Consider the following 12,959-nt stretch of genomic DNA (forward strand, 5'->3'; position numbering starts at 1 on the left):
AGAACTGAAACTTTCCGAAAACCAAATTCATAGTCGTATAAATGCCGTTAAATTCTATTATGAAAAAGTTTTGCATCAGCCCGAAATGTTTTTTGACATTCCACGTCCCAAAAAGCCTTTGCTTTTGCCCAAATCATTGAGTGCAGAAGATGTAAAGAAGCTGTTTTCAGTAACCGGAAACATCAAGCACCGGCTTATCTTGCAGCTTTGTTACGGAATGGGCTTGCGTGTAAGCGAAATTGTGAACATTAAAATTTCGGACATTGACAGCAACACCATGAAAGTCCGCATACACAGAGGCAAAGGAAAAAAAGACAGGTATGTAAACCTACCCGGTTCGGCTTTGGAAGAATTACGGATTTATTACAAAGAATATCGTCCCAAAGATTTTCTTTTTGAAGGGCAATATGGCGGACAATATACCGTGCGAAGTGCACAGCTTGTTTTCAAAAATGCGATGAAGAAAGCAGGTATCCGCAAAAACATCGGTATTCACGGATTGCGGCACAGTTATGCTACACATCTCCTGGAATTTGGTACAGACATCAGCTTTATCCAAAAACTTTTGGGACATAACGACATCCGTACCACACAGATTTATACCAAAGTTTCGGACACATCGCTGGCAAAAGTCGTTTCGCCATTGGACAGAATGTGAAAATCGGTGTAAAAAGTTTCGATTTGGACGGAACGTAACCAATGCTTTTTTGTCAGCGGCTAAATCACAAAAAAAAGCCAATGCAAAAAGCATTGGCGACATACGAAGACGGAATTGTCAACTTAGACGTTACCCCAGCATTTTGCCAACTTCGATGTTGTTACAGCTGGTACATTTTACAAGGCTGAATATTTATATCCTGTGTCGCAAAGTATAGTTACAATGTTTTTAATCTCAGGATTTGATTGTAAAAATTTAATTGATGCAACAACATTTGCACCTGCTGAATATCCAACAAACAAACCTTGCTCCTGACTTAATTTTACAGTCATTTCTCTTACTTCATCATCAGCAACAGTTATGATTTCGTCCGCTAAATCTTTTTCCCAATGTGGTGGAACTAAACCGTAACCTGTTCCCTGAATGATATGTTTAGCTGATTTTATTGCACCTGTTTTTAAAATTGCTGTGTTTTCAGGTTCAACGGCTATACATTTTATGTTTGGATTTTGCTCTTTTAAAAATTTTGAAGTTCCGATAAAAGTTCCGCCACTTCCAACGACTGAAACAAAGGCTTCAATTTCGGGTAAATCATCCCAGATTTCTTGTCCTGTCGTGTTGTAATGTGCCAGAACGCTTGACGGATTATTAAATTGGTCAACGTAAAAGGCATTGTTTTCTTCTGCATATTTTTTTGCGACTTCGGAAGCATATTCAATGTCTTTGCCTGTTACCATTCCCTGCGTTCCGTCCACTTGTTTGGTTAATAAAATTTCTGCCCCCAATGCTTTCAGAATTTTACGTCTTTCAATGCTGTTTCCCTCTGACATTACAGCCAAAAAAGGATTACCGAATTGTTTACACACAACTGCCAAACCTGCACCCATATTTCCACTTGTCATTTCTACAACAAGCTGTCCTTTTTTTAATTTTCCATTTGTGTAAGCGTCTTTAATAATTTGGTATGAAGCCCTGTCTTATACGCTTCCGCCCGGCTGAATATATTCCAACTTTGCATAAATTGTTTTTCCTGTTACCAACTTATCCAAAGCAACTAACGGTGTATTGTTTATAAGTTCTAATGTTCCTTTCTTTATCATCTTGTTGGTTGTTTCGTTTAATGGTGTCGTTGTTGTATTTACAGTAACTCAAATTTACGAAACTATTCCAAATCTCCAAACAACATTCGTTTAACGAATGTTTAACTCTCCATAAGTTAGTTTATGCTGCGTTTAAAAAGAAATTTGTAACCACGCCTAAAAAATATTTAATGTCGTTGATTGCAGATTATAAATGAAAATAACTTGATAGTTATAGTTAATTTCGTTTTATTATCTGTTTTTTAATTGTTTTTCAGGAAATAATATCATATCATTTGGTTCTTCAAGAGGTTGTATATCAAGTCTTGAAAGTTCAGGTTCTTCTTTATTCATGTCGTAAGTCAAAATAAATCTTAAGCTATCACATTTTAGATAATATTCGTAGATGTACGCTGTTTGATCTGTTCCTCCAATGTTTTTCATAGTAAAGAAATCAACGAATTTTCCATCTTTGTTTTTCCAATCACAATTTTGTGAAATTCCATCAACAAAATTCTTAATTTGAGATTTGTTGGGAAAGTTATTGTCGGGAAATTCATTAATGACGTCCGATTTGTCAAGATTTTGAATGATAAAGTCAGCGTTTTGTTGAGCTATATTGATTTTTTGCATTTTTTTGTCAGCGATAAAAAATAGAACTCCAATTACAATGACAATTAAGCCAATAATGATTCCGATGATTTTCAAAACTTTATTCATTTTTATAATTGTTAAACTCAAATATAATCATTCTATTAAAATCACCCCCGTTTTTTTTTTTTTCACAAACTTGCCAATAATAAATTGCTTATCGCTGAAAGCTATTATCTCTAAACCAAAAACTTTATCTTTGTAAAATGAAGAATCTATTGTATTCATTAAATACTTAAATAAATTTTAAATATCACATAACAATCCATTTTATACAAAAGAGCGAGTACCTTTGCAAAAAGATTAAAAATGAAAGGAGTTTTATTAGTAAATTTAGGATCACCCGATGCGCCAACACCCGAAGCGGTTAAGCCGTATTTAGACGAATTTTTAATGGATAAATACGTAATTGATGTTCCGTATTTGTTGCGTGCTTTTTTGGTTCGCGGAATTATTCTAAGAAAACGTCCGGAAGAATCGGCACATGCTTATCAAAAAATTTGGTGGAAAGAAGGCTCTCCGTTAATTGTTCTTTCAGAACGAATGCATAAAAAAGTACAGCCTTTAGTGAATGTTCCTGTCGGGCTTGCTATGCGTTATGGAAGCATGACTATTGAAAAAGGCCTTCAGGATTTATATGACCAAGGGGTAACAGAGGTGATGCTTTTTCCTTTATATCCGCAATATGCAATGGCATCAACATTAACAATTGAAGCCTTGGCTGATGAAATAAGAAAAAAGAAATTTCCTGATATGAAAATTATGAATTTTCCGGCATTTTACAATAAACCCGATTATATCAACGTGTTATCAAATTCAATAAAAGAACATTTAAAAGGTTTTGAATACGATAAATTAGTTTTTTCTTATCACGGTATTCCTGAACGCCATGTGAGAAAAACAGATAAAACAAAATCGCACAGGAAATTTGTAACAAACAAAATGTGTTGTGAAGCGGGAACCCCGGCAGCCGAGTTTTGTTACCGCACACATTGTTATGAAACAACCCGATTGGTTGTGGAACAATTAGGAATTCCTGAAAACAAATATTGCCAAACTTTTCAATCACGTTTGGCAGGTGATAAATGGTTAGAGCCTTACACTGATGTTGAAATTGATAATATGCCTGCAAAGGGAATTAAGAAAATTGCTGTAGTAACTCCAGCGTTCGTTACCGATTGTTTAGAAACTTTAGAGGAGATTGCCATGCGTGCCAAAGAAGATTTTCAGGCAAAAGGAGGGGAAGATTTCCTGGCAATCCCTTGTTTGAATGACGATGATGCGTGGTGCGAATTGGTAGGCAATTGGATTAACGATTGGTCTAAAAAATAATATTTATGTATTTATACTTAAAAGCATTACATATCATTTTTGTGGTGTGTTGGTTCGCCGGACTTTTTTATATTGTTCGGCTTTTTGTGTATTATGCCGAAGCACAGGAAAGAAGTGAAACCGAAAAGAAAATTCTGTCTGACCAATACCAATTAATGACCAACAGACTGTGGTTTATCATTACTTTTCCGGCTGCGGTTTTAGCAACTATTTTCGGTGTGTGGATGCTGATAGAAAACCCCACACTGTTTCAATTTTCCTGGATGCACGTAAAACTGCTTTTTGTTCTGTTACTTTGGCTGTATCATATAAAATGCCACCAATTTGTGAAACAAATCGAAAAAAGAACATTAAACAAAACCGGTTCGTTTTTTAGAATTTGGAACGAAGGGGCAACAATTATTCTTTTTTCGGTCGTGTTTTTGGTTATTTTAAAAAATGCATTCAATTGGATTTTCGGAGTTGTAGGAATTATCGTATTTTCGATGTTGCTTATGATGGGATACAAATTTTACAAACGTATCCGCGAGCAAAATTCAAAATAGCTTATGGCAAAACCATTCCGCATAAAAACCTCATCGTTACAGGTAAGAATTTTCTTATCAATGATCTTTCTTACGGTTATATCGTCGGTTTTAATTGCAGTGGTCATCATTTATCAGTTTAAAAAAGAAGCCCGGAATTACCATCAGGATCGTTTGCTACGCAAAGAAAATGCAGTAAATGAACACGTGAATTTCGTTTTACAAACGACAGATTATCCGGTAACCACAGAAAATCTTCCATTGATTTTTAAAGACAAAATATTTGAACTGTCTATCATTCACAACATTCAAATTAATATTTACGATTTAAAAGGACATCTTTTAATTACGTCAAAAGGAAATTTTGTTGTAGATAAAATTGATAACGAAGTAATATCGCCCACTATTTTAAAGATCATTGAAACCACAAGTACCAAACGGTTTACAGATTTGCGGATTATTGACGGTGTTACTTACCGGTCGGCATATAATTACATTAAAGACAACCAGTTTAAACCGTTGGGCATCATAAGTATGCCCGTTGCCGAAGAAACGTCTTTTTACGATACACAAGTAAACAGTTTTGTAATACTTTTTGGACAGGTTTATATCTTTATCATTTTCGTGGCGGTGGTATTGGCGTATATTTTATCGAGTTATATTACCAAAACCATTCAGTTGATCAGCGAGCGTATCCAAAAAACGAACATCAACCAAAGAAACGAAAAAATTAAGGTAGAAAATGTATCCGATGAAATAAAAACACTGATCAATTCTTATAATGAAATGGTTGATAAGTTAGAAGAATCGGCAGAAAAATTAGCACAAAACCAACGTGAAATGGCGTGGCGCGAAATGGCTAAACAAGTGGCACACGAAATTAAGAATCCGTTAACACCAATGAAATTAACCGTGCAAAGTTTCCAACGGAAATTCAATCCGGAAGACCCCGATTCGTTCAAAAAAATGAAAGATTTCTGTGAAACAATGGTGCAGCAAATTGATACGATGAGTGCGGTTGCCTCGGCTTTTTCAAATTTTGCCTCGATGCCTGCACAACAAAATACCACTTTAAATGTGGTAAAGGTTATTCAGTTGGCATTAGAAATTTTTAATGAAGATTTTATCCGTTTTGAAGCTGCCGAAAAAGAAATCATTGCTACCTTTGATCAGGCACAAATCATCAGAATCATTAATAATCTGGTTAAAAATGCCATACAGGCTATTCCAAATTATGAACCTTTTCCACGGATTTTAGTTAAAGTAGAACGCAAAAACAGCGATGTTTTAATAACTATTTCCGACAACGGTACCGGAATTCCCGATGATCTTAAAGATAAAATATTTGAGCCGAAATTTACAACAAAAACAAGCGGAATGGGGCTTGGTCTGGCAATGATTAAAAACATGATCGAAGCTTACGGTGGCACCATATCGTTTGATACGGTTCTTGATAAAGGAACCACTTTTTACGTGAAATTACCTATTACTAATTAAATTAAATACTATGTCGTTTGAAAACATTTTAGTAGAAAAAAACAATGCGGTAGCAACCATAACAATTAACCGCCCCACAAAATTGAATGCGTTAAACAAAGCTACCATAGAAGAATTGCACCATGCGTTTAAAGACTGCGAAACCGACAATGCCATACGGGCAATTATAATTACAGGATCGGGCGAAAAAGCGTTTGTTGCCGGTGCAGATATTTCTGAATTTGCAAGTTTTAATACCTCAGAAGGATCTGAATTAGCAAGAAAAGGTCAAGAATTATTGTTTGATTTTGTAGAGAACCTGCAAACACCAGTTATTGCAGCAATCAATGGTTTTGCTTTGGGTGGCGGACTAGAGCTGGCAATGGCTTCACATATCCGCATTGCATCAGATAACGCAAAAATGGGCTTACCCGAAGTTACTTTAGGTGTTATTCCCGGTTATGGCGGTACACAACGTTTGCCTCAGTTAATAGGTAAAGGGCGTGCTAACGAGTTAATTATGACTGCTCAAATGATTGATGCACCAACAGCTTTATCTTACGGATTGATTAATCACATGGTGGCACAACCCGAATTGTTAGACAAAGCCAATGAACTGGCTTTAAAAATTGCTAAAAATGCTCCGGTTGCTATTTCACAAGCAATTAAAGCGGTTAATGCTAATTTTAAAGATGGCGTTAATGGTTTTGGTGTAGAAATTGACCGTTTTGGATATTGTTTCGGTACAGCCGATTTTAAAGAAGGAACCTCAGCCTTTTTAGAAAAACGCAAAGCCGATTTTAAAGGGAATTGATTCGATTATTAAAACAACACGTCACTTCGAGTAGCGAAGCGTATAGAGAAGTCGATAATTACAAGCTCGAAATGACGAAATTTTAAATAATATCAAACTAATCAATTTTTAACCGATGTTAAAAAACAAAAAATCCTGTATTGCAAAATACAGGATTTTTTTTATCAAACTAAACCAATTAGTTATTTGTTTTCATTTTGTCTAATGTTTTGTTGTAGCCATCTTCAATGTCTTTACCAACTTCTTTAGCTTTATCTCCAATTTTTTCGGCACCTTCTTCTACTTTATCGGCTGCATTGTTGATTCCGTCTTTTACATCCTGAGCTGTGTTGTTTACACCGTCTTTAACTTTTTCCCAAGAACTTTTAGCTTCATCACGAACCTTAATGGCGGCTTCTTCTGCTTTTTTATCGCCTTTTTCTATAGCGGCTTTAACATCTGCTTCTGCTTTGTCGTAATTTGCTTTGGCTTCGTCAATTTGTGCCTGAATAGAAGGATCAATCGTTGTTTCTTCTGTAACAACAGTTTCTGTTGATAAGGTATCGGTTGTAATTTCTGTTGTGGTTGTGGTTTCTTTTTTACATGCTACCATTGATAATAAACCTGCTGAAATAGCTAGTAATAAAATGTTCTTTTTCATATTTTTTAAATTTAATTTAAGTAAAGTTACAAAAAAATATTAATGTGTTGTTTTTTTAATTTTTTTTATAATCGGGATTGTTGTAAAAATTCATCTGGCGTTTAATGGCATTTTTTCTTCTTTCGATATAATTTGAACCATTTTTTGCTTTGAATTTACGAGGATTAGGCAGAATGGCGGCAATGGCAGCCGCTTCGTTTTTAGTCAGATTTTTTGCAGGTTTATTAAACCAATGTTGTGATGCCGCCTCGATTCCATAAATACCGTTGCCCATTTCAATGGAATTTAAATATACTTCCATAATGCGTTCTTTTCCCCAAACAACTTCAATTAAAACGGTAAAGTAGGCTTCCAATCCTTTTCTAACATAACTTCTGCCAGGCCACAGAAAAACGTTTTTGGCTGTTTGCTGGCTAATGGTACTTCCTCCTTTAAGCTTTTTGCCCTTTTGGTTGTTGGTATAAGCTTTTTGTATCGCTTTAATGTCAAATCCGTTGTGCGAAGTAAATTTTCCGTCTTCACTGGCAATAACTGCTTTTTGAATGTTGATGCTCATTTCATCAATCGAAACCCAATCGTGCTTCCATATTATTTTTTCATCGGTGCCTATTTTCTCAACAGATCGGATAAACATCAACGGTGTAAACGGTACGGGTACAAATTTAAAAAGGATAACCAACCCAATGCTTATCCCAAAGAAATACAAGATTAACTTGCCGATAAATTTTAAAATTTTGCGTATCATATTGCATAAAAAAAGGGATGTAAATATACTCCCTTTTTTATTTTTTTGCTCTTTTATTTTTTATCAGTTTTATAACAAACGGAACCGTTGTAATGGCAATGATAATAATAATAATATATTCTATGTAATGCGTTAAATCGAAGCCGTAACTGTCTAAAAGAAAGCGATACAGATAATGTCCTGCGAAAATTAATGAGAATGACCACGCGATAGAACTAATGATGTTGTAGAATACAAACTTTTTAAATTCCATATTTGCCACACCTGCAATAATGGGTGTAAAAGTACGTACAACAGGTAAAAAACGGGCAAAGATAATGGCACGTCCACCGTGTTTTTCAAAGAAAGCTTTCGATTCAAACAGGTATTTCTTTTTAAACAAAAAACCGTCTTCTTTCTGGTAAAGGTAATTTCCGCTTTTTGCACCAAACCAATATCCAAATAAATTTCCGATAATTCCTGCCAAAGCAACCAATGATGCTACGCACAATACATTTAAGAAATCGCTTTCAATAACCATTAATTCACTCATTAATGCTTTGCTGTAAATACCTGACAAAAACAGTAGGCTGTCTCCCGGTAAAAAGAAACCTGCCAGCAAACCGGTTTCGGCAAAAACAATGAATAAAACAACGTATAAACCAATTTTGTGCCCGGCTATTTCTAAGTTTATGTAAAATTCAGGGTTGATTAAATCGCCCCAATTAAATTCTTCCATCGTAAAATGATTGTAGTATTTTTTTCGGGCGTGAAATTACTCATAATTTTTCACTTTTCGGGTTGATGAATTCATATAAAACAAAACTTTAAGGAATTTTTATCATTTATATTTTCGTAAATTTAGCCACAACAAAAAAATAGGTGTAAAAATGAAACATATTTTATTAGCAACTTTATCGGTTATTGCAATCAATGCAACAGCACAAGATAAGGTAATGACAAAAGAACTTTTGTGGAAATTGGGACGCGTAAACCCTGTGGGAATAACAGATAACGGCGATTATTTGATTTACAAAGCAGGTATTCCGAATGTTGAAAAAAACACTATTGAATATAAAACATATCAGGTAACTGTTGATGGCAAACAGGTAAAAGAAATAGAAAATGCCGATGGATTGATAAAAGACAGAAACCTTTCGCCCGACGGAAATTTTAAATTATCGACAGAAGAAGTAAAAGTAAATAAGGTTTTAGGCAAGGATCGCTATCCAAACTTACCGGAATCAAATGTGTATGTATATGATGCGTTAGATTACCGCCACTGGGACAAATACAATGACGGATCGTTTAATCACGTGTTTGTTACCAATGTAAAAACCAACGAAAAAATCGATTTACTTGAAAGCGAACCTTATTATAGTCCGCAAGCACCGTTTGGTGGAGAAGAAGATTATGTATGGCATCCCAACGGAAAATCGGTCATCTACGTATCCAAAAAGAAAGCCGGGACAGCGTATGCCACAAGCACCAATACCGATTTGTACGAATACAATTTAGAAACCAAACAAACCACAAATTTAACCGAAAAGAATTTGGGTTACGATACACATCCAACGTTTTCTCCAAATGGCGATTTAACCTGGCTGCAAATGAAAAACGATGGATACGAAGCCGATAAAAACGATATCATTGTGCGGCATAAAGGCATCGATATTAATTTAACTTCTGGTTGGGACGGAACGGTTAACAGCTATGTGTGGAGCCAGGACGGAAAGAAAATTTATTTTAATGCAGCAGTAAACGGAACCGTTCAGTTGTTCGAAGTCAACTTTCCCGGTTTAACCAAAATTGCTGTTACAGTAAGACAAATAACCGAAGGAGAGTTTGATGTTACCGGATTTGTAGGTTTTTCAGGAAACAAATTATTGGTAACCCGAACCGATTTTAACACGGCAAGCGAAGTATATTCATACGATTTAAAATTGAAAAAATGGTCACAAATTACGCATGTTAACGATGAGGCTTACAGCAACATTGCAAAAAGTAAAATAGAAAAAAAATGGATCACTACTACCGATGGCAAAAAAATGCTGGTATATGTGATTTTGCCTCCAAATTTTGATCCTAACAAAAAATATCCTACTTTATTGTATTGTGAAGGCGGACCACAATCTGCATTGACACAGTTTTATTCGTTTCGTTGGAATTTTCAATTAATTGCGGCAAACGGATATGTAATTGTTGCACCAAACCGCAGAGGAATGCCAGGTCATGGAGTAGAGTGGAACGAAGCTATTTCTAAAGATTGGGGCGGACAGCCAATGAAAGATTATTTAACGGCAATTGATGAAGTTTCAAAGGAACCTTATGTAGATACTGCACGTCGGGGAGCAATCGGAGCAAGTTATGGTGGCTATTCAGTGTATTATTTAGCGGGGATTCACGAAAATCGTTTTAAAACATTTATTGCCCATTGTGGGGTGTTTAATTTAGAATCAATGTACGGAACAACTGAAGAAATTTTCTTTACAAACTGGGATGCCGGTGGATCTTATTGGGATAAAAACAACGCAGCGGCACAGAAAACGTATGCACAGTTTAACCCAAAAAACAACGTGGCAAAATGGAATACGCCTATTTTGATTTTCCACGGCGGAATTGATTACCGTGTACCAATTGGTCAAGGTCAGGAAGCATTTGCTGCCGCACAGTTGCAAGGTATTAAATCCCGATTTGTTTATTTACCAGAAGAAAACCACTGGGTACTTAAACCACAAAACGCCCTGGTTTGGCAAACCGAATTTTTTAACTGGTTAAAAGAAACGTTGTAAGTTTTAAACAAAGCCTTTGTCAAAGTTTAAAACTTTGACAAAGTTGCTTACATACGAATCCTTCAGGTTAAACTTGAAGGATTTTTTTGTTAATTTTAGTTTTTTAAAATCAAATCATGAAAAAGACATTTCCATTCTTAGTATTTCTTTTAAGTAATTTTTGTCTTGCTCAATCTTCCTATAAAAAAGTATCTGAAAAAGATTTTTATAAGTATGTAGTCGATAAAAATACATATCAGCATTGGGGTATTTTAAGAGAGAATACAACCATCCCTAAATTTGTGAAAACAGCTCATGGAATAGGGTATTCTATTGAAATAAATGGAAATGATACCATAAGAACACCAACTAATAATAAACGTTATAATCTAGAAATTCTAATAAAAGAATTATTACTTGATAAGAATCTAAAAAAACTAAAAATGAAAGGTCAGATTCTTGGTGCATGGTCAAGTGTTACACCTGAAGAATTTGATGTTTTTATTGGAATAAGAAAAGATACCATAATTGAATATTTTATGCATTCAATGCCTCCTTCACCAATAATTGTAAAAGGAAAAGTAATGGATTCGATTTCAATAGGAACAAAAGAAACTTTTTATTTACAAGATGCTAAACAATTTAGTGTTTATAGACAGAATAGTAAAATTTTATTTAAAGGTTTTAATAAGATGATTTTTAATATTGATGAAATTATTGATGAAAAAAGTATTCTGGTTTTTGCATTATCACATGAGTATGTTTTAATATATGAAGTTGGAAAACTTTTAAAAGTTTAGGTGGATTTTGTTTGCTGTAATCTGTAACAAATTTCCTAAATTCGTAATTGATATAAAACCGATTATGCTTAATTTTATTACCAATGAACAAATGCGAAAGGCAGATGAATATACTATTAAACATTTGCCTATCCGTTCTATAGATTTAATGGAACAGGCTTGTAATTCATTTGTAAAAAGAATCACAGAAGATATTTCTGTTAATGAAAAAATAACTGTTTGCTGTGGTACAGGGAATAATGGCGGTGACGGGTTGGCTATTGCTCGTTTACTGCGATTAAAAGGTTATAATAACATAACAGTAATTATACTAAACATATTTAGTAGTTCTTCACCAGATTTTATTGTTAATAAAAAAAGATTAAATCAATTAAAAATTCCATTATTCGAAATAAAAAAAGCTAACGAACTACCTAACAATTTAGATATTGTTATTGATGCTGTTTTAGGATCTGGTTTTCAAGGCACTTTAAAAGAACCTTTAGCTGAGATTATAAAAAAAATAAACCATCATGCAAAATATATTTTTTCTGTAGATTGTCCTTCTGGTTTAAATATCGATTCTTCTAAAATTAAAAAATATCAGGGTATTAAAGCTGACAAAACTATTTCTTTTCAACGTCCGAAACTGTTTTTTATGTTTCCTGAGTCAATTGTTTCTTCGAAAAGTCATGAATTTGTATTCATTGGATTAAATGAAGACTTTTTGCAATCACTTCCATCGGATTATTTTTGGATAGAAGAAAAGGATATTGTCGGAAAGCTCAAGGTTAGACAGCCGTTTTCTCATAAAGGCATCTACGGTCATTTACTCATTATTGGTGGTATGTCCAATACTATGGGAGCGGCTGTACTGTGTGCGAAATCGGCTTTATTTACAGGTGTTGGATTAGTTACTTGTTGTGTTCCAAAAGAAAATTTCTCTACACTAAATATTTCTCAGCCAGAAATAATGACACTAGAGCGAGAAAATTTTAACGAAATTTCACTTAATAAATTCAATTCTGTTGCTATCGGCCCAGGACTTGGTTTAACTCAAAATTCAAAAGAAATTGTACATAAAATTTTGAAGGAGAAAATCCCTGTCGTTTTTGATGCAGATGCTTTAAATATTATTTCTGAAGAAAATTGGTTAGGTAAAATTCCTGCAAACAGTATTCTTACTCCACATCTTAAAGAATTTGACCGTTTATTTGGATCTTCAGAAGATTGGTTTGCTCGTTTGGAAAAGGCCCGGTGCAAAGCAAAAGAATTACAGTGTATTATTGTTCTTAAAAACCAATATACTTTTACACTACTAACCGACTAACTTTTCAAAATTAAGGAGCTTCCCATTGTGGTTAGCTCCTTTTTTCATATTTTGGTTTTACGACAAATCAAAAATATGAGCAATAAAGATACAGAAAAGAAATTAGTCGGTCAGCCGATTTTCAAACAAATCATCAATTTTATTCCAAAAGATAAATTTGATATGCTTGTCTACAAGCATA

At 34.4% G+C, this 12,959-nt stretch carries 13 protein-coding genes and 1 pseudogene; 8 read left to right on the forward strand and 6 right to left on the reverse strand.

The window, feature by feature from the left end; genetic code table 11:
- Positions 1-658, forward strand: a 658-nt coding sequence (locus BLW20_RS13425; protein ID WP_177165099.1) for a tyrosine-type recombinase/integrase, incomplete at its 5' end; no start/stop codon positions are given.
- Positions 659-834: 176 nt separating this feature from the next.
- On the opposite strand, the pseudogene BLW20_RS13430 reads toward BLW20_RS13425, so the two are convergent.
- The 3 genes and pseudogenes from BLW20_RS13430 to BLW20_RS13435 all read right to left on the reverse strand — a co-directional run.
- Positions 835-1,623, reverse strand: a pseudogene (locus tag BLW20_RS13430) (PLP-dependent cysteine synthase family protein); the annotation flags it as partial.
- Positions 1,624-1,635: 12 nt separating this feature from the next.
- Complete coding sequence (locus BLW20_RS14925; protein ID WP_262492808.1) at positions 1,636-1,758, reverse strand: hypothetical protein; 123 nt, start codon at positions 1,756-1,758, stop codon at positions 1,636-1,638.
- Between the two features lie 231 nt (positions 1,759-1,989).
- A complete protein-coding gene (locus BLW20_RS13435; protein ID WP_091102328.1) occupies positions 1,990-2,457 on the reverse strand; it encodes a hypothetical protein in 468 nt (155 codons plus the stop codon).
- A gap of 240 nt (positions 2,458-2,697) precedes the next feature.
- Here BLW20_RS13435 and hemH point away from each other — a divergent pair, with 240 nt between their 5' ends.
- Genes hemH through BLW20_RS13455 form a run of 4 tightly spaced genes read left to right on the forward strand, consistent with a single transcriptional unit; the run spans position 2,698 to position 6,534 of the window.
- Complete coding sequence (hemH, locus tag BLW20_RS13440; protein ID WP_091102331.1) at positions 2,698-3,720, forward strand: ferrochelatase; 1,023 nt, start codon at positions 2,698-2,700, stop codon at positions 3,718-3,720.
- A 5-nt stretch (positions 3,721-3,725) separates the two neighbouring features.
- A complete protein-coding gene (locus BLW20_RS13445; RefSeq protein ID WP_091102334.1) occupies positions 3,726-4,265 on the forward strand; it encodes a CopD family protein in 540 nt (179 codons plus the stop codon).
- Between the two features lie 3 nt (positions 4,266-4,268).
- Positions 4,269-5,741, forward strand: coding sequence for a sensor histidine kinase (locus BLW20_RS13450; protein WP_091102337.1), 1,473 nt, complete (start codon positions 4,269-4,271; stop codon positions 5,739-5,741).
- Positions 5,742-5,751: 10 nt separating this feature from the next.
- Positions 5,752-6,534 carry an enoyl-CoA hydratase/isomerase family protein gene (locus tag BLW20_RS13455; RefSeq protein ID WP_091102341.1) on the forward strand — a complete coding sequence of 261 codons (783 nt, stop codon included), beginning with the start codon at positions 5,752-5,754 and terminating at the stop codon, positions 6,532-6,534.
- 178 nt (positions 6,535-6,712) lie between these two features.
- Here the strand turns inward: BLW20_RS13455 and BLW20_RS13460 are convergent, their stop codons facing one another.
- From BLW20_RS13460 to BLW20_RS13470, 3 genes are read right to left on the reverse strand one after another with little or no spacing between them, the layout of a single operon-like run.
- Positions 6,713-7,174, reverse strand: coding sequence for a Tim44 domain-containing protein (locus BLW20_RS13460; RefSeq protein WP_091102344.1), 462 nt, complete (start codon positions 7,172-7,174; stop codon positions 6,713-6,715).
- A gap of 55 nt (positions 7,175-7,229) precedes the next feature.
- Positions 7,230-7,919 carry a monofunctional biosynthetic peptidoglycan transglycosylase gene (gene mtgA / locus BLW20_RS13465; protein ID WP_091102347.1) on the reverse strand — a complete coding sequence of 230 codons (690 nt, stop codon included), beginning with the start codon at positions 7,917-7,919 and terminating at the stop codon, positions 7,230-7,232.
- A gap of 37 nt (positions 7,920-7,956) precedes the next feature.
- Complete coding sequence (locus BLW20_RS13470) at positions 7,957-8,637, reverse strand: DedA family protein (RefSeq protein ID WP_091102351.1); 681 nt, start codon at positions 8,635-8,637, stop codon at positions 7,957-7,959.
- A 151-nt stretch (positions 8,638-8,788) separates the two neighbouring features.
- Between BLW20_RS13470 and BLW20_RS13475 the strand changes: the two genes are divergently transcribed.
- The 3 genes from BLW20_RS13475 (at position 8,789) to BLW20_RS13485 (ending at position 12,778) form a co-directional block, all read left to right on the forward strand.
- Positions 8,789-10,690, forward strand: coding sequence for a S9 family peptidase (locus tag BLW20_RS13475; RefSeq protein ID WP_091102354.1), 1,902 nt, complete (start codon positions 8,789-8,791; stop codon positions 10,688-10,690).
- A 116-nt stretch (positions 10,691-10,806) separates the two neighbouring features.
- Entirely contained in the window at positions 10,807-11,469 is a 663-nt protein-coding gene (locus BLW20_RS13480) for a hypothetical protein (protein ID WP_091102358.1), read from the forward strand.
- Between the two features lie 64 nt (positions 11,470-11,533).
- Positions 11,534-12,778, forward strand: coding sequence for an NAD(P)H-hydrate dehydratase (locus BLW20_RS13485; RefSeq protein WP_143037814.1), 1,245 nt, complete (start codon positions 11,534-11,536; stop codon positions 12,776-12,778).
- Positions 12,779-12,959: the final 181 nt, after the last annotated feature.

Origin of the sequence: Paenimyroides marinum (genome assembly GCF_900108395.1) — a bacterium.
In the GTDB taxonomy this organism is placed as follows: Bacteria; Bacteroidota; Bacteroidia; order Flavobacteriales; family Flavobacteriaceae; genus Flavobacterium; species Flavobacterium marinum.